This window comes from Mediterraneibacter glycyrrhizinilyticus, assembly GCF_015560805.1.
Taxonomy (GTDB): Bacteria; Bacillota; Clostridia; order Lachnospirales; family Lachnospiraceae; genus Schaedlerella; species Schaedlerella glycyrrhizinilytica_A.
This window is the reverse complement of the sequence record NZ_JADMSO010000006.1, coordinates 151,354-171,385: the sequence shown is the minus strand read 5'-3', so window position 1 is coordinate 171,385 and position 20,032 is coordinate 151,354. Positions and strand designations below refer to the sequence as shown.

Annotated in this window: 21 protein-coding genes; 2 read left to right on the top strand and 19 right to left on the bottom strand. The window is 48.6% G+C overall.

From position 1 onward, the window contains the following. Positions 1-65 precede the first annotated feature (65 nt). Positions 66-938: a helix-turn-helix transcriptional regulator gene (locus tag I2H87_RS08110; protein WP_022151534.1), complete on the top strand. Its 873-nt coding sequence runs from the start codon at positions 66-68 to the stop codon at positions 936-938. Here the strand turns inward: I2H87_RS08110 and hdhA are convergent, their stop codons facing one another. The 17 genes from hdhA to I2H87_RS08025 all read right to left on the bottom strand — a co-directional run bounded on the left by hdhA (position 939) and on the right by I2H87_RS08025 (position 16,032). Beyond that, positions 939-1,736 (bottom strand): 7alpha-hydroxysteroid dehydrogenase, encoded by a 798-nt coding sequence (gene hdhA / locus I2H87_RS08105; protein ID WP_022151533.1) that lies wholly within the window; start codon positions 1,734-1,736, stop codon positions 939-941. A 200-nt stretch (positions 1,737-1,936) separates the two neighbouring features. Continuing rightward, a complete protein-coding gene (locus I2H87_RS08100; RefSeq protein ID WP_009267997.1) occupies positions 1,937-3,082 on the bottom strand; it encodes a 1-propanol dehydrogenase PduQ in 1,146 nt (381 codons plus the stop codon). Between the two features lie 12 nt (positions 3,083-3,094). Next, a complete protein-coding gene (locus I2H87_RS08095; protein ID WP_009267998.1) occupies positions 3,095-3,859 on the bottom strand; it encodes a DeoR/GlpR family DNA-binding transcription regulator in 765 nt (254 codons plus the stop codon). Positions 3,860-4,051: 192 nt separating this feature from the next. Continuing rightward, positions 4,052-4,600, bottom strand: coding sequence for a BMC domain-containing protein (locus I2H87_RS08090; RefSeq protein ID WP_009267999.1), 549 nt, complete (start codon positions 4,598-4,600; stop codon positions 4,052-4,054). Further along, positions 4,597-5,940, bottom strand: coding sequence for a 4Fe-4S dicluster domain-containing protein (locus I2H87_RS08085; RefSeq protein WP_009268000.1), 1,344 nt, complete (start codon positions 5,938-5,940; stop codon positions 4,597-4,599). The genes I2H87_RS08090 and I2H87_RS08085 overlap by 4 nt, the downstream gene beginning before the upstream one ends. Positions 5,941-5,947: 7 nt before the next feature. Next, positions 5,948-6,214 carry a EutN/CcmL family microcompartment protein gene (locus I2H87_RS08080; protein ID WP_009268001.1) on the bottom strand — a complete coding sequence of 89 codons (267 nt, stop codon included), beginning with the start codon at positions 6,212-6,214 and terminating at the stop codon, positions 5,948-5,950. A 7-nt stretch (positions 6,215-6,221) separates the two neighbouring features. Beyond that, complete coding sequence (gene pduL, locus I2H87_RS08075; RefSeq protein WP_022151532.1) at positions 6,222-6,869, bottom strand: phosphate propanoyltransferase; 648 nt, start codon at positions 6,867-6,869, stop codon at positions 6,222-6,224. Between the two features lie 141 nt (positions 6,870-7,010). After that, entirely contained in the window at positions 7,011-7,289 is a 279-nt protein-coding gene (locus tag I2H87_RS08070) for a BMC domain-containing protein (protein ID WP_044954962.1), read from the bottom strand. Between the two features lie 228 nt (positions 7,290-7,517). Beyond that, on the bottom strand, positions 7,518-7,802 hold the full coding sequence (locus tag I2H87_RS08065; protein WP_009268004.1) for a BMC domain-containing protein: 285 nt from the start codon (positions 7,800-7,802) through the stop codon (positions 7,518-7,520). 34 nt (positions 7,803-7,836) lie between these two features. Continuing rightward, positions 7,837-8,112 (bottom strand): BMC domain-containing protein, encoded by a 276-nt coding sequence (locus I2H87_RS08060; RefSeq protein ID WP_024853108.1) that lies wholly within the window; start codon positions 8,110-8,112, stop codon positions 7,837-7,839. An 18-nt stretch (positions 8,113-8,130) separates the two neighbouring features. Continuing rightward, on the bottom strand, positions 8,131-8,475 hold the full coding sequence (locus I2H87_RS08055) for a BMC domain-containing protein (RefSeq protein WP_009268005.1): 345 nt from the start codon (positions 8,473-8,475) through the stop codon (positions 8,131-8,133). 26 nt (positions 8,476-8,501) lie between these two features. Beyond that, positions 8,502-9,713, bottom strand: a complete 1,212-nt coding sequence (locus I2H87_RS08050; RefSeq protein WP_009268006.1) for a zinc-dependent alcohol dehydrogenase — start codon at positions 9,711-9,713, stop codon at positions 8,502-8,504. A 15-nt stretch (positions 9,714-9,728) separates the two neighbouring features. Continuing rightward, positions 9,729-11,117, bottom strand: a complete 1,389-nt coding sequence (locus I2H87_RS08045) for an aldehyde dehydrogenase family protein (protein ID WP_009268007.1) — start codon at positions 11,115-11,117, stop codon at positions 9,729-9,731. Further along, positions 11,108-11,629, bottom strand: a complete 522-nt coding sequence (locus tag I2H87_RS08040; protein WP_009268008.1) for a GlcG/HbpS family heme-binding protein — start codon at positions 11,627-11,629, stop codon at positions 11,108-11,110. Before I2H87_RS08040 ends, I2H87_RS08045 begins: the two co-directional genes overlap by 10 nt. Positions 11,630-11,727: 98 nt before the next feature. Further along, complete coding sequence (locus I2H87_RS08035; protein WP_009268009.1) at positions 11,728-12,537, bottom strand: class II aldolase/adducin family protein; 810 nt, start codon at positions 12,535-12,537, stop codon at positions 11,728-11,730. Positions 12,538-12,686: 149 nt separating this feature from the next. Continuing rightward, positions 12,687-13,481, bottom strand: coding sequence for a glycyl-radical enzyme activating protein (locus I2H87_RS08030; protein WP_009268010.1), 795 nt, complete (start codon positions 13,479-13,481; stop codon positions 12,687-12,689). A 19-nt stretch (positions 13,482-13,500) separates the two neighbouring features. Beyond that, positions 13,501-16,032 (bottom strand): glycyl radical protein, encoded by a 2,532-nt coding sequence (locus I2H87_RS08025; protein ID WP_054703730.1) that lies wholly within the window; start codon positions 16,030-16,032, stop codon positions 13,501-13,503. Positions 16,033-16,260: 228 nt separating this feature from the next. Here I2H87_RS08025 and I2H87_RS08020 point away from each other — a divergent pair, with 228 nt between their 5' ends. Then, on the top strand, positions 16,261-16,989 hold the full coding sequence (locus tag I2H87_RS08020; protein WP_022151767.1) for a phosphatase: 729 nt from the start codon (positions 16,261-16,263) through the stop codon (positions 16,987-16,989). Positions 16,990-17,050: 61 nt separating this feature from the next. Here I2H87_RS08020 and I2H87_RS08015 read toward each other — a convergent pair whose 3' ends face one another. Continuing rightward, positions 17,051-18,001: a beta-galactosidase small subunit gene (locus I2H87_RS08015; protein ID WP_009268013.1), complete on the bottom strand. Its 951-nt coding sequence runs from the start codon at positions 17,999-18,001 to the stop codon at positions 17,051-17,053. Then, the gene (locus tag I2H87_RS08010; protein ID WP_195609690.1) at positions 17,985-19,901 is read right to left on the bottom strand and encodes a glycoside hydrolase family 2 TIM barrel-domain containing protein; all 1,917 of its coding nucleotides are present in this window, start codon (positions 19,899-19,901) and stop codon (positions 17,985-17,987) included. Before I2H87_RS08010 ends, I2H87_RS08015 begins: the two co-directional genes overlap by 17 nt. Between the last annotated feature and the right edge of the window lie 131 nt (positions 19,902-20,032).

The following is a 20,032-nucleotide window of genomic DNA, read 5'->3' as shown; positions in this document are numbered from 1 at the left end:
TCATATTACACTATATGAGATACAAGTTATATCATTTGAATACACCCATAGAGGAGGTTCTTCTTATGCCGTCTCCAAAACGATTTTTCCCACTGGAATATAACAGCTTCCGTCTCCCCGGTAATCCACTCGCCGAATCTTTTCCTTTTGTGATCCGGGAATGTGGTTACTGCCAGGAGCGGAAGCTGGTCCTTGGAACAACAAACAATTTTAATCAGTATCTTCTTCTTTATTCTCTGGAGGGGACAGTCCGTTACAGCAAAAATAAAAATACACAGTATATCCAGCCCCATACGGTTGTGACGACAGCGTGCAATACAACTTTGACATTTACCCGTGTCACAAAAGAATGGAAATTTTATTATTTCATCATCGACGGAAGCCATGCAAAGCTCTTTTATAATATGATCCGCACACAGAACAATTTAATTTTAAGCAATCCTTTTTCTGCAGTTCTGGACTCTTTCATCGAATTATATAATATTACCTCCAATATCGGTTCTGAAGAAAAAAGCGGCGCTTGGAACTATATGCACATCAACCAGCAGCTGCAGACCATTTTCACCGCGCTCTACGATATTTCCTACGATATTGCCGAGATCAAGGAGCTGACTCCGGCGCAGGAGACATCCGTGAATACCGCGCTGAAATATATTTCCGAGAATTATAAGGAAGATCTCTCGATCGACGCGATCTGTAATAAGATCGGTTTTTCCAAATATTATTTCTGCAAACTGTTCAAGCAGCAGATGGGAGTGACGATCCACCAATATGTCAACGACTTTCGGATCAACAAAGCGAAAGAATTGCTCGCCTATACAAAATTATCCGTCAATTCAATTTCTTCCAATGTCGGCTTCAAATCCACACTCACATTTCTGCGCGCTTTTGAACGATCCGTCCATATGACGCCGAGCGAGTACCGCGACTATTATTGATCATCTGCGTTCTTTGCGCTCTGCCAAATCTCCGAATACCGGAGTCGCCAGACCAAAACCGCCGGATACCGTCAATATCTGTCCGGTCGTAAATGCGGACTCGTCACTTGCAAAATATACGACTGCCGCCGCGATCTCTTCCGGCTGTCCCATCCTTCTGATCGGCGTATGTCTCAGGAAAAACTCTTTAAAATCCTCCGACAGATTATTCTGCACCGCATCCGTCGCCGTCATCCCCGGCAGCACTGCATTGCAGCGAATATTATGTCTCGCTTCCTGTACTGCGATCAATTTGGTCAGATAGTTGATCGCAGCTTTACTTGTTCCGTATGCTACCTGTGAAATATCCGGAGTCTGACCGCCAATAGAAGAAATGTTGATAATACTTCCCCCACCGTTCTTCTCCATATGCTTCACCGCAGCCTGACTTGCCAGATAAACGCTCTTCAAATTGATATTTACTGTATTTAAAAATACATCGACATCTGTATGTGCAAAATCCAGATCCTGTTTCGGATCAGATGTTCCGAAATTATTTACCAATACGTCGATACGTCCTTCTTTTTCGACAACTTCTTCGATCATCGCCGCATAGCTTTCATCTTCCGTCGCATCATTATAAACCCAACGCACCTTTTTCCCTTCTGCATTCAACTGATCCGCTATCTCTTTTGCACGTTCCAAATTACGTGCTCCCATATACACAATCGCACCTTCCGCAGCGCATGCCTTTACAATCGCAAGTCCTATTCCTCTTGTGGATGCTGTTACAACAACAACTTTTCCTTTTAATCTCATAATCCGATTCTCCTTTCACATAGATAATGAATCTATTATAGTACATTTCCATTTATTATTTACATATTTTTGCTGAAAAAACAATACCAAAAGCGAGCCTTTCAATACACATGAAATCAAAAAACTCCCACAGGATTTCAGCGTGAATAAATCAGTGCTGTTTCCTGTGGGAGAGAAATGCTCTTTCTTTTATGTAATTATTACCACAACTTTTCGTAGATCTTTACGACATCTGCTTTACGCGGCACACGCGGGTTTGTTTCCGTACATCCGTCTGCCAGCGCAGCGTCCGCCATACGATCGATCGCCGCGAAATATTCTTCTTTTGTGATTTTTCCCATCTGTGAGATCGACAGCGGGATATCCATTTCTTTGAGCATGAACTGTACCCAGTTTACAAGGGAACGAACCGTCATGATCTCATTGTAACTGCTCAGCCCCAAAATCTGTGCTACTGTCGCATACCGTTTTACTGCCGGAAGATATTCTGCCCGGCTCTTGCTGTGCTTATTGATGTCACTGTTGAACTCGATAATATGCGGAAGAAGCATCGCGTTTGCTCTGCCGTGCGGGATATGGAATGTCGCGCCAAGCTGATGTGCCATTCCATGATTGAGTCCCAGTGATGCGGAGTTGAACGCCAGACCCGCCAGGCAGGATGCGGAATGCATCTTCTGTCTTGCATGGCTGTCATTGCCGTCCAGATAAGCACGAAGCAGGAATACCCCGCAAATCTCGATCGCTTTTTCTGCCAATGCCGTTGAAAAATCGTTACGATTGATACTTACGCACGCTTCCAACGCATGTGTAAATACATCCATTCCGGTGTCCGCTGTGATCGCCGGAGGAACACTTTTTACAAGTTCCGCATCCAGGATCGCCTCGTCCGGCGTCAGGCTTCTGGAAACAAGCGGATATTTCACCTGCTCTTTCGGGTCTGTCACAACCGCAAAGGATGTGACTTCCGATCCGGTTCCGCTTGTTGTAGGAATCGCGATCAATCCGACATCTCCATAATTATTGACACGAAGTGCAAATTCACGGATGGATTTGGAAGAATCGATCGCCGATCCGCCGCCGACTGCAACGATCGCATCCGGTTTATACGCCAGCATCTTATCCACCCCGAGAGAGATCTTCTCGATCGGCGGATCCGGCACAACGTCTTTAAAGACTTCAAACTGTTTTCCGCCTTTTTTCAGCGGATCTGTCACAAGACTGAACATACTGCTCTCCGCCATGAACGGATCCGTGATCAAAAGGATTCTCTCATATGGAATCTCCGCCAGACGATCCAGCGCCTGATCTCCAAAATATATTTTTGTTTTAATATCAAAGCTATTCATTATTTTTGTCCTCTATCTGGGATAAACGCATTCTATCCCGGCTTCCTCAAATGCCTGAAGCCATCTCCGGTCCGGTTCTTCGTCCGTGACAACGGTTGTGATATCATCCAGCGCACCGATCGCCGTAAATGCCGTTTTATCAAACTTGCTTTTGTCCACTGCAAGAATCTTCTTTCCTGCTGCGCCCAGCATCGTTATCTTATTGTTCGCATGAAGTTCATCAGAATCTGTGATCCCGCTTTCCAGATCAAATCCTTTACAGGAAATGACCGCCTTATCTACATGATAAGATTTCAGCATCTTGTCTGTCTGCGGACCTACCAGCGCGAACGATCCCTCTCTGGAGAGTCCGCCTGTGGAAAGTACTTTCCACTCCGGCATATCCATGAGTTCCACAATGATCTCTATGGAATTGGTGATCACCGTCAGATTCTTTTTCTCTTTCAATGCTTTGGCGATGTATACAGCGGTAGAACTCGCATCCAACATCAGGCTTTCTCCGTCTTTGACCATTGCCGCGATCTGTTCCGCGATCTTCTGTTTGCCGATCACATTGTAGTTCTTTCTTATATTAAAAGGAACTTCCAGATTGGCATTCTCATTGATCACAGCTCCGCCGTAACTTTTGATCGCTACGCCCTCATTGACAAGTTTCTCCAGATCCCGGCGTATAGTCTCTTCCGATACATCGTAAAGCTGGCTGAGTTCACTCACTACTACCCGCCGTTCAGCCTGCAGCTTCATCAATATCTCATTTCTTCTTTCGATGGCAAGCATTGCATCGCCTCCCGGTTTTCATTTTATATAATCACCAGAAGTGCCAAAAGGCACATTCCGGGATTGGAAGCAGTCGCCAAGGTCTCGGGCAAGCCCGGACTTTGGCCCGTCGCCTATACAAGGAACTGCACCATACAACAACTGTGCAAGGTGCAGTTTTGCAGATTCTATCTCTGCCCTGTTCTTTCTTAATTACAGGATTGCATCCCGGATCTGTGCGTCCGGATGTGCGATAACAGAAGAATCCAGATACATTCCGCCCTCTGCCGCAACCATTTTTGCTCTCTCGATCGCTGCCTCTACCGCTGCAACTTCTCCGGTGAGCATCAGATAAGATTTTCCGCACATACCTCTTGCGACACGAAGTTCTACAAGATCTACGATCGCGGTCTTTGCCGCTTCATCCGCTGCCACGATGATCGTTGTGGCATCGTATGTCTCCATGATACCAAGTGCTGAAACCTCTTCGATCTTAGCAGCACCATAGATAGCTGGGAAAATGGATTCGTGTGGGTTACCGAGTACAAAACTGTTGATCAGGTGCTTTTCATGCAGTGTTTTCGCAGTTTCAACCGCTGCATTTACGGCACTGAGATCCCCTGAAATGATTACGATATATTTTCCCGGACATACGGTCTGTGCTTCAATGATACTGACTTCAGAGGTCTTGACCATAGCGTCTGCCGCTACGACACCTGCTGAAACAGTCTTATATTCTACCATTCCAATTGCCTTACTCATTTACCTGCACGTCCTTCCTGAGTTTCTATGATTACATATTTGTCGCTTACTTCACTGACCGTTCCGTCAATGGATGCGTGGATTCCGACGCTCAAACCTTTCGCCGGCTCTGCGATCATCTGACCGCGGCTGACTTTATCTCCGACTTTTACGATCGCGCTCGCCGGCGCTCCGATATGCTGGCTGAGTAAAATTTTCACTTTACGAACCGGCACTTCTGATTCATCGAGAGGAGCTTCTTTGTTGTACTTCGTCAGATCCAGTCTCGCCATCAGACGTTCCATCGGAACTTTGCGGTATTCGCGTTCTTCTCCGACCGGAGCTGCCTCTACCTGCGGAGGTTTGATACCGTTTGCGCGAAGTCCCGCCTTATACTCTGCCATCAGCGTTCTCGGTGAGAGACCCTGGAAGCAGGAGTACAGTTCACACAGACCACAGGAACAACAGAAGAATGTGTTCAGGAAAATGTTAGGCTCCTGAATATCCTTGCATGTTGCGGCACGCATGAACAAATGCGGCTCGATCGGATGACCGAGACGGTTTCTCGGACAGAGATCGGTACACATGGTACACTGACAGCAGCTTGCCGCCGCACGTTTCAGATCGATGGACGTCTTCTGTCTCTTTCTCTGCACGATCAGATGCTCTTCCGGCAGTACCAGAACCGCATTGGTCGTCTTTGTCACCGGCTGGGAACCGCTTCCGATATTTCCCATCATCGGTCCGCCGATGAAATACACCGGATTCTTTGTTGTATTTGCTCCGGCAAGCCGAACCGTTTCCTCAATTGTAGTTCCGATCGGTACCCGTACCGTCACCGGATGTTCCACCTCGGCAACAACCGATACCAACTTATCTACAACCGGAGTATTCTGGTTCATCGCACGATACACGTTATATACAGTCTCAACATTAAATACAGCGACTCCGCATTCGATCGGAAGTCCGCCCGGGCGTACGACTTTTCCTGTCACTTCATAAATAAGAACGACTTCATCTCCGGCCGGATATACTTCATCGAGAAGTCCGAGACGAACTTCCGGATATGCGGTGATAACCTGATTCAAGGCGTCGATCGTCTTCGTGTACGCTTTTTTGATCCCGATGATCACTTCTTTTGCACCGACTGCCTGACCGATCAGATGGAACGTATCAACGATCTCCTGTGCATATTTCTCAAGAAGCTGTCTGTGAAGTCTCAAAAGCGGTTCACACTCTGCGCAGTTCAAAATGATCGTATCCGCGTTCTCATTCAGCTTTGCATATGTAGGAAAGCCTGCACCACCAGCGCCAACGATACCGTTTTGCTGCATTATGCTGCTTAATTCTTTCATATCCATAATTTCACTACTCCAGTCCTGTTCCGTCGTCAATAATTCCTACGATCGCTGCATCGACAGGCGCATCCGGCATTCCGACACCGACTCTCGCGGCGCTTCCCTGCGCAACCAGTACAAATTCGCCGATTCCCGCGCCGATCTTGTCGATCGCGATGATCTGCTTTGCCCCGGTCTGCATATGTTCCAGAACGTCTACGATCATGAATTTATTGCCGACTAAATTTTCACTTTTCCGTGTCGAAACAACACTTCCTACTACTTTTCCTATCAGCATATGACACCTACTTTATAATACGGACCGTATCTCCGGTCGTAATCTTTGCAGCATTTGCTTCATCGGTATCAATATGCATCTCAAGCGTAAAGCTGTCATCCACACGGATCTGTACATGATTGAATACGGTACCGCGCTCGTTCTCTGCCTTTACGGAAACGATATCTCCATCATGCACACCGGCTGCCATGGCATCTTTCGGCGCCATATGGATATGTCTTTTTGCGATGATGCAGCCCTCGTCCAGGTAGATCGCACCTTTCGGTCCGACTACGGCGATCGCTGCGGATCCCTCAACATTTCCGGATTCCCGGATCGGAGCTTTCACGCCAAGGCGAAGCGCATCTGTTGCAGAAACTTCGACCTGCGATCTGCTTCTGACCGGTCCTAAGATCCTTACGTTCTCAATGGCACGGAGTTTCAGTCCGACGATCGTAACGGTCTCGTTCGATGCGAACTGTCCTCCCATCAGCTCTTTGCGTTTCGTAAGCTGATATCCTTCCCCGAACAGCGCTTCCACATGTTCCTGCGTCAGATGGATGTGTCTTGCGGAGACACCGACCGGAACCAGATACCCGTTCTCCTCTGAAGCTTTCTGATGTTCGATAGCTTCCAATACCATCTTCGTAATCAATGCTACGTTATTATTGTCCATATCAATTCTCCTCATCTCTTATGCAGTATGCTCTTTTCAGATCACTGTCTGCATAGTCTGATGCTCCGAAGCGAGGGCACTCCGGAAACTTCAGATCGGTTCCCGGAATCCCCCCGCGGGCATCGGCATGACAGCAGTCAATTATTTGATTGCCGGAAGAATTTTCTCAACATCTGTATGAGGTCTCGGAATTACGTGAGTAGCTACAAGCTCTCCAAGTCTTCCTGCTGCTTCTGCACCTGACTCCACTGCAGATTTTACAGCTCCAACATCTCCGCGGACCATAACAGTTACAAGACCGGATCCGATCTTCTCTGTTCCTACCAGAACAACATTTGCAGCTTTTAACATTGTATCCGCTGCTTCAATCGATGCTACCAAACCTCTTGTTTCAACCATTCCCAATGCTTCCTGTGACATTCTTTTTTCCTCCTTTTGAATCAGAATCGTCTCTGCCGCCTGCTCCGTCTGCTTCGCAGTTCTTCTCACTCTCTGAACCGTCTTTGCCGGCGCTTTTGCGGTTGTTGTTTTCTTTGCGGATGCAGCTTTTGCCGTGCTTTTCTTCGCCGCACCTGCTGCTTTGGATGAGTCTGCGCTCTTTCCTGTGCCTGTCGGCTTCTTTTCCTCTGCCATGATCACTGCCCTCCGTTACGCAATCCGGTTTGCGCTGTTGTTCACAAGTTTTAACACCTCTTCGTGCGGGCTTGGTATCACAACATACGCGACCGGTTTTTTAATTCCATTTGCTGCGGCAGTTTCAATGGCTTGCGTTACTGCGGAAACGTCTCCGCGAATGATGATCGTTACAAGTCTTCCACCTAATTTTTTTTCCCAGGTAACCATCTCCACTTCCGCTGTCTTACACATGATATCCACTGCTACGACTGCTGCTGTTACACTCGGGATTTCAAAAAATCCATACGCCTGTCCCATGAGACTGCTCCTTTACCTTTTCTTATGGCTTTGATTATACAGTAGGAAGAATTTTCTCTACGTCGTTGTGCGGTCTCGGGATTACGTGAGTAGCTACAAGCTCTCCAAGTCTTCCTGCTGCATCTGCGCCTGTCTCAACTGCAGCTTTAACAGCTCCAACGTCTCCGCGAACCATAACAGTTACAAGACCGGATCCGATCTTCTCTGTTCCTACCAGTGTTACCTCTGCTGCTTTTGTCATAGCGTCTGCTGCTTCGATCGCTGCTGTAAGTCCTCTTGTTTCTACCATTCCTAATGCCTGCTGTGCCATTGCCATTTTTAAATCCTCCTAAACTTCTTCTATAAATATTTTGTTTGGTTTGCCTTTATCCATTCCGCTGAGTTTCAGCATCTTTTCCGTATCTTCTGTCGGTCGTGCGATCTCATATTCTGTCACGACTCCGGCAAGCTGTTCTGCTCTCGCCTTTGCAGCTTCAAGCGCTGCCGCCACATCCGAAACGCTTCCGCGAAACTTGACCATTACGATCAGCGGTACCGGCAGTTCGTCTGCGTTTGCCGGTTTGTTTTTATCAAAGGTCTCGAGACGGACATTTCCGGCTTTGCATCCTGCATCCGCCGCCGCAAATGCGGTTGCCAGTCCGAACACCTCCAACATACCTACTGCTTCTCCCATATCGATTCTCCTTTTTGGGATGGCGCTTATTTATTCACGATCGCGATCTTTAAACCTTCCTGTTTCAGGTTGGTCACATGCGCCTCGTTGATCTGCTCTAACGGGAACTCGTGTGTGATCAGCTCATCCATCGGAAGCCCGATCGCTTTTGCTCTCTTCAAGAAATCAAATGTTGTTGCATAATCTCTCAGTGTATATACCCAAGATCCAACCAGTGTGATCTCTTTGGAGCAAAGATCAAAGTGTGGATTGATCGTTGCATCTCCACCGTTGATGAAGAATCCAAGCTCACACAATCCACCGCCGTTGCGGATGAATTTGTAGATGTTCGCATGTGCGACCGGTGATCCCGTACACTGGAATGCAAAGTCTGCCAGATGTCCGTCAAATGCGTCTTTGACCGCGTCTGAAAGCGCTTCGATCCCTTTGTGATCCATGAAGTTTACAGATTTCTCTGCGCCCATTCTCTTTGCGAAATCCAGTCTCTGCTGATTTCCGTCTACCGCAACGATGTTCTCGATACCCATTGTACGGAGAACTGCGATACAGATCAGACCGATCGGTCCGCATCCCTGTACGACAACTCTGCTGTTGAATCTCAAGATTCCGGTTGTCTTTGCTCTCTCAACTGCATGTACGAGTACCGCACATGGCTCGATCAGGATTCTGGATTTCAGATCCAGGTCGCTTACGTTGAAAATCGAAGATCCCTCGCGGACAAGTATGTAATCCGAGAACCATCCGTTCAGATGAATGTCGTCGTCCGGAAGAAGTCCGTATACATCCGCTCCGCCGATGTTCTTCTTGTTCAGGTCGAACATCTCGATATCCGGATCGTCTTTGAAGATCATACAGGTTACAACTTTGTCTCCGACTTTCAGTGCTTTTCCTGCGCTGTCCACTTTGACATTTTTACCCATCTTCACGATCTCTCCGGTTCCCTCGTGTCCGAGCGCTACCGGGATCAGTCCGAATGGATCTCTCTTAAATTCATGTGCGTCTGTACCGCAGACACCACATCCCTCTACTTTTACAAGAATGTCTCCGTCACCGACTTCCGGCATCGGGAATTCTTTGATGTCATAATGTTCCAGAGCCGTCAGCATTGCAACATGTGCAGTTTCCGGAATCGCCTGACTTTTGGAAGCTGCTGCCGGTGCTGCGGAAACCGGTGTTTTCAGCATACTTTCCAGTACCTGCTTAACGACTTCTTCTACATTTGCTGAATTCATTTCCATTATTTGTTACCTCCATTATCGAATGCACAAGGAATCGGTCATGACACAACGTCTTCTCTTTGTAAATGTGCTTGCACTTGTGAGTCCCTCGCCTGTGCGGCTTGCGATCGTAAATGTGCAGTAGCCCTCTCCGCCGAATCCAAGTGCCGCGTAAGATGGTCCGTTCTTTACAAGGATCGCTGTATCGATCGCCTTTGCATATGTTGTGATATTGTCCACATTCTTGGAGTGAATATGGGCGGAATGTCTGTTTCCGTGCTCCAGCCATACTGCCTGTTCCACTGCGTCGTCAAAATCTTTTGCTCTAACAACACCGAGGATCGGCATCATCAGCTCTTCCGCGATCAGCGGATGTTCTTTCGGTCCCTCAAATGTGATACATCTGATATTGTCCGGTACGGTAACGCCGATCATACCAAGCAGTGTCTTTGCATCTCTTCCGACACATTTGCGGTTCAGTTTGCCGTCTTTTAAAACCACAGCCGTCAGGGCATCCTGCTCTTCCTTTGTGATCTTATAGCATCCCTGCTCGGAAACCATATAATACATCAGTTCGTCCGCAATGGAATCCACTGCGACGATCTCTTTTTCCGCGATACATGGCAGGTTGTTGTCGAATGTGCATCCATTGACAATGTCTTCTGCCGCTTTGCGGATATCTGCAGTCTCATCAACCAGTGCCGGCGGATTTCCCGCTCCTGCGCCGATTCCCCGCTTACCGGAGGAAAGGACTGCGGTTACAACTCCCGGACCGCCTGTCGCCGCGATCAACGGAATATCTTTGTGTTTCATCATAATATCGCTGGATGCCAGCGTTGGTTTTTCCACCGTACATGCAATATTATCCGGTCCGCCTGCTTCCAAAGAAGCTTCGTTCAGCAGATTGATTGCAAAGATGGATGTCTTGATCGCTGCCGGATGCGGATTGAATACAACGGTATTTCCTCCTGCCAGCATGCCGATCGTATTACAGAGAACGGTCTCGCTCGGGTTCGTACATGGCGTGATCGCGCCGATCACTCCGAACGGTCCCATCTCGATCAGTGTCAACCCACGGTCTCCCGACCATGCGGTTGTCGTAATATCCTCTGTTCCGGGAGTCTTTTCAGCAACCAGTACATGCTTGAGGATCTTATGTCCCACATTTCCCATGCCGGTCTCCTGTACTCCCATCCGTGCCATGATCTCCGCATTCTCTTTGATCTTTGTACGGATATTGGATATGATCTTTTCTCTCTGGTCCATGGACATTTTTCCGACGATCTTCTGCGTCTTCTTTGCAGCTGCAATGGCTTCGTTCATATCTTTGAACACGCCGTGGCTGCCGGACACATCCGAAGTGATCTGCATCTTCGCCATCACTTCCTGAACGATGTCCTGGACCATCTGTTCATTTACAGACACGCTACTACCTCCTCGAACACTTTTTTGCCGTAAGCTGCGATCGACGTATCTTCCTCCGCCGAACCGCCACTCACGCCCAAAGCTCCAATGATCCTGCCATCTGCCATCAGCGGTTCCCCGCCGCCGAAGATCACGATCTTGCCGCCATTCGTAAACTGAATGCCGTACAACGACTGTCCCGGCTGGCTTAAGCCGCTCAGTGTCTCAGTAGACATCTTCAGGCTCGCCGATGTAAATGACTTATTTAATGCAATGTCAAAACTTGCTATGTATGCCCCGTCCATACACTGGACTGCGACAGGTCTCCCCGCCTGATCTGCCACTGCGATCACAACATTGACGTCCATGGACGCCGCCTTTTCTTTCACTTTCTCGATCAAGATATTGGCTTTGTCCAATGTCATCTTATGCTGACTGCACTGACAGACATGTCCCTCCGTATGGGAGGCGGAAGCTGTTTTGCGCTCTTCCAATATCGTTTTCACGATGTTGGAGATTTCCTGTTCGTTCATAGCAAAACTCCCTTGCTTCGCTCGTACTCATTTTTCGCTAAGTCCTCGGGTGAAAATGAATACTTTGCTTCGCTCGTGCTCATTTTCTTTCCTCGGACTTACATTCCCAACTGATCCATGACTTTCTTTGTGATAGATGCGATCAGGTCAGCGTCAGCGGTCGGTGCTTCTGCTCCGCTTGCCGCACATCCGCCTCCGCAGCTGTGGCAGCTCGGTTTGCCTGCTTTTGCGTTCGGGCAAAGATTTGCCGGATGTTTTCCTTTCAGTCCCATCTGTCTTCTGATCTCGTACAGTTTCTCAACCTGTTCTTTGTTGAGTTCCTGCGGTCCGCCGATCTGCATTGTCTGCCATAACAGACGAGCGTAGAACTCTACGGACTCCATCTTATGATATGCGTTCAGCAGGGAATCGGAATAGGTCAGTGCTCCGTGGTTCTCAAGCAGGACTGCGTCAAAATACTGCAGGTGCTCAGATACAGCGTCCGGAATCTCTACTGTGGACGGTGTACCGTATTTTGCGATCGGTACGCAGCCAAGTGCGATAACTGCCTCCGGCATGATCGGCTGTGTCAGCGGAATACCGGCGATCGCGAATGTCGTTGCGTACAGAGGATGTGCATGTACAACGGATTTTACATCCGGTCTTTCTTTATATACGCGCATATGCATCTTGATCTCTGAAGACGGTCTGAATCCTTTGTTTGCCTGAAGCACATTTCCCTCGGCATCTACTTTACAGATATAGTCCGGTGTCATGAATCCTTTGCTGACACCTGTCGGTGTGCACAGGAATTCATTGTCGTTCAATTTTACAGAAAAGTTACCGTCGTTTGCAGCAACCATTCCGCGGTTGTAAACCCGGCGACCGATCTCACACATTTCTTTTTTGATTTCGTATTCGTTTTGCATCCTTTTGTCCTCCTTGGATTTGTAAAACATAAAATTTGTTTTATGTTGCTTCTGTCTCCATATTACCACATAACCCCACACCAGTCAACTTGTTTTTACGTTGGTTTTGTGTTGGTTTCATGTTGGTTTCATATTGATTTTATTGAAATTTATCCTCCGATCTGACACTCCAGACCTGAGTTTTTTTCCGCTGTAGCAAGCAGTATCTGCATTGTCTCCCGAGTCGGCGGTTCCACGTTGCCCATCGGATATTCCCGACCGAGACCTGTGTATTTATCCTGACCGAGCCGGTGGTACGGAAGCAGATGCAGCCGCTTTACATTCGGAAGCGATCCGGCAAATAACGCAATATCCCGGATTTCCTCCGGCGTATCGTTGAATCCCGGGATCACCGGAATCCGGATACTCAACTCAGTCAAACCGGAAGCCGCGATCTTCTTCGCATTTTCCAGCATCAGTTCATTGCTCTTTCCGGTAAATTCCCTGTGCTTGTCCGGATCCATATGTTTGATATCCAACAGGTACTGATCCAGATCCGGCAGGATCCGCTCGATCACTTCCCAGTCCGCGCATCCCATGCTTTCCATCGCCGTATGGATCCCGGATTCCTGCGCTGCCTTTAAAAGCGCCGCTGCAAATTCCGGCTGACACAGGCTTTCTCCGCCGGAGAGCGTCATGCCGCCCCCGGTTCTGCGATAGTACGGGCGATCTTTTTCGACGATTTCCATGACTTCCGCCACAGTCACGTCTTTCCCGATCACTTTCGGTTCTCCCTGCACCATCATCGTCTGGATTCCATACTCCTGAGACTCCGGATTGCAGCACCAGCGGCATCTGAGCACGCATCCTTTCAGAAAAACGATCGTGCGGATCCCGTCTCCGTCGTGAATGGAATAACGCTGAATATCAAAAATACGACCTTTCGTTTTCCAATAGTCTTCCATGCCTCTTGTTTCCTCCCTGTCAGAATCCCTGCTCGGTTCTTCTGATAATGTCGTCCTGCAGTGATTTCGACAATGTTGTAAACAATGCGCTGTATCCTGCCACACGAACAACCAGATGCTTGTACTGCTCCGGATGTTTCTGCGCATCCAGAAGCGTCTCGCGGCTGACTACATTAAACTGCATGTGGCTTCCTTTCTGATCAAAATAAGAACGGATCAGTCCGGCAAAATTTTCAAGACCTCTTCGTCCGCTCAGTGCGGATGGATGGAATTTCTGATTAAACAATGTTCCGTTGGACGCGATATAGTGATCCAGACGCGCCACCGAATTGGCTGCCGCCGTCGGTCCGTTCACGTCTTTTCCTGCCGACGGAGATACTCCGTCCGCTACCGGCGTGTGTGCCAGACGCCCGTCCGGTGTTGCTCCGGTCTGCGCGCCGAGCGGTACGTTCGCCGATACCGGATAAAGTCCGGCCTGGAACATTCCTCCGCGCGGATTGCGGTAATTAAGCAGTGGTTTTGTATAGGTATACGCCACTTTTCTCGCAAATGCATCCACTTCCGGAATATCATTTCCGAACTTCGGCACTTCCTCGATCAGTTTCAGGATCCGCTCGCCGTTTTCTTTCACTTCCTCAGATTCGGAAAGTGCATGGATCGTCTTTAAGACCGCTGCGATCTCCGCTTCCCCGACCGTTTCTCCCGACGAGCGCATTACCGATACCGTATCGGATGCCAACGCCGCCAGATCTTCCTGTGCCAGTCCTTTTCCGTAATTCAGCATCAACGCCTGTTTCAGTTCTTTCATCGTTACTTTCTTTTCATCGAAAACAAGCTGTTTCACCGCATAGAGGGAATCTGCCATATTGGCAACTCCGAAGCCCTGCGGTCCGGTGAAGTTATAGACCGCTCCGCCCTCCTGCACGGATTTTCCGCGTTTCATACAGTCATCCACCATCGATGACAAGAACGGGAGCGGGCATCTCTCCGCATGTGCCATATCGATCGCATTGTCAGCATTGACAAGCAATTTGATCGCATAATCCATCTGGATCTCATATGCATGGAAAAATTCCTCGAATGTTTCCATCTTTTCCACGTCGCCGGTCTCCGGTCCGACTTGGGCGCCTTTGTCTTTTCCATTGGAAAATACCAGTTCCAGCGGACGGCACATATTGAAGAATGCCGCGTCATGCCACCCCTCAGTCTTTCCTGCTTTCTGCGGTTCCACGCATCCGATGATATTGTAGTCTCTCGCGTCCTCCAACGTCAATCCGCGGCTGACAAGAGACGGTATAATCACCTCGTCATTGTAATATGCCGGAAGCCCGATTCCGGTACGCGTCAACTCTGCCGCCTTGATCAGAAATTCATGCGGCGTTCCATTCCACACACGCACCGATAACGACGGCTGCGGAAGAAATACATGCATAGATGCCTGAATGCTCATAAATGACAAGTCATTGGTCACATCGATCCCCTCGACGTTCTGTCCGCCTGCGATCAGATTCTGGAACAGGCTGTATCCCGCAAATCCCTCTGCGGACGCCGCATCTCTGCATTTGTTCAGGTCATTTAACTTCACCCAGATGCAGTCCATCAATTCCTGTGCCTGCGCGCGGGTGATCTTTCCGCTGTCGAGATCTTTCTTATAATAAGGATACATATACTGGTCAAACCGTCCCGGGGAGATCGAATGTCCGCTGGACTCGATCTGCAGAAGCTGCTGTACGAACCAGAATGACTGACATGCTTCATAGAAGCCGTTCGCGCCCTTTTCCGGCACATTGGCACAATTCTGTGCGATCACAAGCAACTCCATCTTCCGAACCGGATCCGTACATTTCTCCGCTTCTTCAAGCGCAAGCTTCGCATATCTCCTTGCATAAGTCACTGCCGCATCACAGCTGATCATCACCGCTTCCAGAAAACGGGAACGTTTCTGATAATCGCCGTCCGCGAGGCTGAGTTTTGCCAGCTCCGCTTCCGCTTTGGCGCGGATCCCGGAAAATCCGATCTCAAGCACTTCCCCATATTTTACGGTCACATGTCCGACGCCATTATAAAAATAATTTCCCGGCGTAAACATATTGTGCTCCATTGCCAACAGTGTCTGCGGCTCCATATAGGATGTCGCCAATTCGCTCGTCGTCTTTCCTTTCCAGTAAGCATTCGCCGCCTTTAATTCCTGCTTTGTCTGCTCGGAAATATAGAACGGATCCGCCGAACGTGTCTCTACCGTGTCAAACTCGTCTTCCAGCCATTCATAAGAAAATTCTGGATAAGTCTGGCAGCCCCGCGGTGCGATCGTTGTACTTCCGACGATCAATTCCTGATCGCGGATCACGATCGGCAGATTCTCAAGAATGTGCGCAAATGCTTTCGCACGCCGGATGATGATCGGCTCGCCCTCTGTCCGGCGATAGGATTCCGTGATCAGAACCGCCCGCGCCGACTCGATCTCCGGCATCTTTGCATACAGATCTTCTACCAGCTTCGTAATACGCTCACTTTTCGGAATATCACTGCTGTCATAAGTGTATAATCCCATTGCTCTTTTCTCCTTTCTTTTCAGATACGTTCATTATACGTTACGCCTCCCTATAAGTCAACAAAAACCAACATTACTTCCAAACAATTCACGATCGTTTTCCACATAAAACAACGCATTTTATATTGGTTTTCATTCTATTTCATTGGTTTTTTCTGTTTTTTCATTGACAAAGCGGTCAAAAGGATGCATACTGTATTTATCACTTAGCAGAAAGGAATGACCACGATGGCAGCATCGGAATTTGACATCCATACGCACACCATTGCAAGCGGGCACGCTTCCACTGCCACGATCACCGATATGGCGAAAGCGGCGGCCTCACGCAATTTAAAACTGCTCGGGATTTCCGACCATGGTCCGGCAACGCTTGGCGGCGGCAGACCATCTTATTTTCGAAATTTAAGCTATGCGCCGAGGAAACGGCTCGGTGTGGAAATGCTCTACGGCGCCGAAGTGAACATTCTGGACGAGAACGGCAGTCTGGATCTGGAGGATCCGATCCTCGCACATCTTGATTATGTGATCGCAAGCATCCATAAACCGGTCAAAAAACCCGGGACAAAAGAAGAGAACACAAGAACCTATCTCAACGCCATGAAGAATCCTTATGTGACGATCATCGGACACTGCGACGATGTGAAATATCCGGTGGACTATCTTGCCATTGTCCGCGCCGCGATGGAACATCAGATACTTCTCGAGATCAATAACAGTTCCCTTTCCCCGGACGGCTACCGCGGCGATACCCGTTTCAACGATCTGATGATCCTAAATCTGTGCCGGCATTTTCATTATCCGATCTTGCTCTCCAGCGACAGCCACGGCACCAAACACGTCGGAGATTTTACTTACGCGCAGGAGCTCCTGAAAAAAGCGGATTTTCCAAAGTCACTTGTACTGAATAACTCCTCCAGTGAATTTCAGGCATTTCTGCAAAAAAGGAAACGACGATGAAACAGATTGAAATTCCATATCATCTGTTCCATCGTCTTTTTACTTCCAGGGCGCAGGTCACCTACTCGATCGTAAACTCGTACGCAATGTCCTTTTCCGCATCGATGCGGTAATCTTCTTCCACATCACTTCCCCAACTGTCAATCCCGCCGACGCCTCTCACTGCACCGCAGATCGTAAGCACCGTTCTTCTCGCAACCGGAAGTTCCTCGTGATGCGTTGCATTTTCCAGCTCTTCCGCTGTATACGGAATACATGCAAATCCAAACCGTTTTTCACCGGATGTAAACGTAAGACCGGACTTTTTCACATTGTCCGAGCTGTTATCCAATGTTTTACTCCGATATACCGTCACCCATTCCGTCTCCATGTGCATTCCGCATTCCTGCGGGACAAGATACGGCGTGACCGGAAGACCATCCACCTCATAGACACCCGGGATACCGCCCGCCATCCGATCCGGATAAGTCTCCCCTGATAACCCCTCATACACATAACCATCCGCCTTTGTCGGCATCACAAAACGCATCCCGAACACCGGAAGTTCCGGCAGCCCTTTCCCACCGTGATACTGTACGTTCACATGGATTTTTCCGTCTGCAGTCACATGATATGTCACGTCCACCTTTGTCGCCGGAACCGTGATCGTCTCATAAGTATAAGAGATTTCCGCTTCTTTCGCATACTCGTCATTGCTGTAACCATTATTCTGAGGCGGCAGGAAATTCTCTATCGAGCCCCCATCCACAGTGATACGGATTCCCACACATTTCTGGAACAGATCCGCACTCAGCCACATTCCGGACTTTACCGAAAATCCATTTCCCCGGTCATTATCCGTTGTCGCTCTCCAAAATGTCGGTCGCGGTGAGCGGTACAGCCATTCTTTTCCATCTTTCACAAGAGATTCCAGTCCGCCGCGCATGTAGGAGAAAATATAATCGAATCCCTCTCCGTGAACGCCAAACGTCGCGTCTCCGTATACGATTTTTAATTTATTTGTGCAGTCCATAATAATATTTCACCTCCTGCATTGCCGGTTTTTCCATACGATCCGCAAAGACGATTCCATTTCCGGAAAATTCATAATCCGACGGACGGTCGTCGAAATCGCCGCCGTAGCGCAGCACCTTTTGCCCGGTCACTTCATCTTCCACGAGGATTGCCTGATCGATATAATCCCAGATAAATCCGCCCTGATACATTTCATACTGATCCAAAAGATCGATGTAAGACTTCATACCACCCAAAGAATTGCCCATATCGTGCATATATTCACAGAGCAAAAACGGCTTCTTCGGCTGATCTTCCAGATACTCGCGGATCTGCTGCGGTTTCGCATACATCCGGCTCTCCATATCGGAAATACAGTCTTCATAAGCACGGTTATGTACTACCCCCTCATAATGTACGAGACGGTCCGGATCTGTCTCCTTATAGTAAGCGTTCATCTCTTTCAACACATCCCCGGCATAGGATTCATTTCCCAACGACCAGAACAAAACGGACGGATGGTTTTTAAACACTTCAAAATTCGTCCGCGCACGGTCCAGAACAACCTCGCGCCATGCGTCAAAGCTTCCCGGCACATTCCACGACGGATCGATTCCTCCCAGCTTCTGCCAAGAACCGTGAGACTCCAGATTCGTCTCCGCCATCACATAGATCCCCGCCTCGTCACAGCGATAATACCAGCTGATCCGATCCGGATAATGGCAAGTGCGCACAGCATTGATATTGTTTCTCTTCATGCACGCAATGTCGAAAATCTCATCTTCTTCCGAAATGCTCCGTCCCTCGGATGCATTCCACTCATGCCGGTTGACACCGTTGATGATCAGACGCTCTCCGTTTAGTTCCATCAGACCGTCCTGCATACAGATCTTACGGAATCCGACGTCATAAGGTACGACCTCCGCCACATTTCCATCGGGATCCAAAATCCGGATCTCCAGACGATACAGCTTCGGATCCCGGTTATCCCACTGCCGCACCGGCTCCGGCACATCCGCTTTCCACGCAAGACGGACAGTTCCGTCCTTTTGTATCTCGAAATTATTCATGGAAATCTCTCCGGACAAAATCCGGCGCTCTTCCTCTTTCAGACAGATCACAGCGCTCGCTCCCGCAAGATCCGCATCTGTTTCCGCTGATATTTTTAAAGTCAGATCCAACGCGCCTTTTTGTGCTTCCGGCTCATAGGATGCTTTCGCCCACATATCTGCCACATGGATTTTCGGCAGTCCGTACAGGTTCACATCGCGGAACAATCCAAAAAAGCGGAAAAAATCCTGATCTTCCAAAAATGCCGCGGTGCTTCGTTTGTGAACTTCCACCGCCAGACGGTTGCCCTTTTCTCTCACATATGGCGTGATATCGAATTCCGACACGGTAAAACTATCCTCCGCATAACCGACAAACGAACCGTTGACCCATACATAAAGCGCCTGCTCCGCGCCCTCGAAGCTTAAGATGATCCGTTTTCCGACAAGTGCTTCCTCCAGATCGAACATCCGCACATAAGAACCGACCGGATTATAGTCCGCTTCGCTGAACATGCCGTCTTCATGCTCATGTAACGTACCCGCCGGTCTCCGATATTCTTTTCCCTCCCACGGATACATCGTATTAATATAATGAATTTTGTCGTAACCGGCGATCTCGATATGGCGCGGGACTTTGATCGGATCAAATCCTGACACTTCATATTCTTCTTCGTAAAATGCCGCCGGTCGCTCTTTCGCATTAACGGAATAGCGGAATTTCCATATTCCGTTCAATGACTGCTTCAATGTCTCACGATTTTCCCTCAGAGATTTCTCACCCTCATAAAACCTATGATCACTGTGTGCGTCCAGCCGGTTGACCCGAAATATTTCCGGCCGATCCAGCCATTTGATGTCTGCATGCATTGCGATCCCTCCTGTCTTTTTCTTTTTTCGCTTTTTTTATCATACCATGAATACGTTCATTCTGCACGACATCTCACCCAAAAACCTGATTTTTTTGTGAAAACTAACAATTTTCCAAAAAAGAAACGCTG

What these genes read in the sequence shown, in the direction of transcription:
- I2H87_RS08110 (WP_022151534.1), top strand. Translation starts at nt 66, where the DNA reads ATGCCGTCTCCAAAACGATTTTTCCCACTGGAATATAACAGCTTCCGT.
- I2H87_RS08050 (WP_009268006.1), bottom strand. Translation starts at nt 9,713, where the DNA reads ATGGAAATGAATTCAGCAAATGTAGAAGAAGTCGTTAAGCAGGTACTG.
- I2H87_RS08025 (WP_054703730.1), bottom strand. Translation starts at nt 16,032, where the DNA reads ATGGGATTATACACTTATGACAGCAGTGATATTCCGAAAAGTGAGCGT.
- I2H87_RS08040 (WP_009268008.1), bottom strand. Translation starts at nt 11,629, where the DNA reads ATGAACGAACAGGAAATCTCCAACATCGTGAAAACGATATTGGAAGAG.
- pduL (WP_022151532.1), bottom strand. Translation starts at nt 6,869, where the DNA reads ATGGACAATAATAACGTAGCATTGATTACGAAGATGGTATTGGAAGCT.
- I2H87_RS08035 (WP_009268009.1), bottom strand. Translation starts at nt 12,537, where the DNA reads ATGCAAAACGAATACGAAATCAAAAAAGAAATGTGTGAGATCGGTCGC.
- I2H87_RS08030 (WP_009268010.1), bottom strand. Translation starts at nt 13,481, where the DNA reads ATGGAAGACTATTGGAAAACGAAAGGTCGTATTTTTGATATTCAGCGT.
- I2H87_RS08100 (WP_009267997.1), bottom strand. Translation starts at nt 3,082, where the DNA reads ATGAATAGCTTTGATATTAAAACAAAAATATATTTTGGAGATCAGGCG.
- I2H87_RS08060 (WP_024853108.1), bottom strand. Translation starts at nt 8,112, where the DNA reads ATGGCACAGCAGGCATTAGGAATGGTAGAAACAAGAGGACTTACAGCA.
- I2H87_RS08055 (WP_009268005.1), bottom strand. Translation starts at nt 8,475, where the DNA reads ATGGGAGAAGCAGTAGGTATGTTGGAGGTGTTCGGACTGGCAACCGCA.
- I2H87_RS08010 (WP_195609690.1), bottom strand. Translation starts at nt 19,901, where the DNA reads ATGCATGCAGACATCAAATGGCTGGATCGGCCGGAAATATTTCGGGTC.
- I2H87_RS08085 (WP_009268000.1), bottom strand. Translation starts at nt 5,940, where the DNA reads ATGGATATGAAAGAATTAAGCAGCATAATGCAGCAAAACGGTATCGTT.
- I2H87_RS08015 (WP_009268013.1), bottom strand. Translation starts at nt 18,001, where the DNA reads ATGGACTGCACAAATAAATTAAAAATCGTATACGGAGACGCGACGTTT.
- hdhA (WP_022151533.1), bottom strand. Translation starts at nt 1,736, where the DNA reads ATGAGATTAAAAGGAAAAGTTGTTGTTGTAACAGCATCCACAAGAGGA.
- I2H87_RS08020 (WP_022151767.1), top strand. Translation starts at nt 16,261, where the DNA reads ATGGCAGCATCGGAATTTGACATCCATACGCACACCATTGCAAGCGGG.
- I2H87_RS08070 (WP_044954962.1), bottom strand. Translation starts at nt 7,289, where the DNA reads ATGTCACAGGAAGCATTGGGAATGGTTGAAACAAGAGGTTTGGTAGCA.
- I2H87_RS08080 (WP_009268001.1), bottom strand. Translation starts at nt 6,214, where the DNA reads ATGCTGATAGGAAAAGTAGTAGGAAGTGTTGTTTCGACACGGAAAAGT.
- I2H87_RS08095 (WP_009267998.1), bottom strand. Translation starts at nt 3,859, where the DNA reads ATGCTTGCCATCGAAAGAAGAAATGAGATATTGATGAAGCTGCAGGCT.
- I2H87_RS08065 (WP_009268004.1), bottom strand. Translation starts at nt 7,802, where the DNA reads ATGGGACAGGCGTATGGATTTTTTGAAATCCCGAGTGTAACAGCAGCA.
- I2H87_RS08090 (WP_009267999.1), bottom strand. Translation starts at nt 4,600, where the DNA reads ATGAGTAAGGCAATTGGAATGGTAGAATATAAGACTGTTTCAGCAGGT.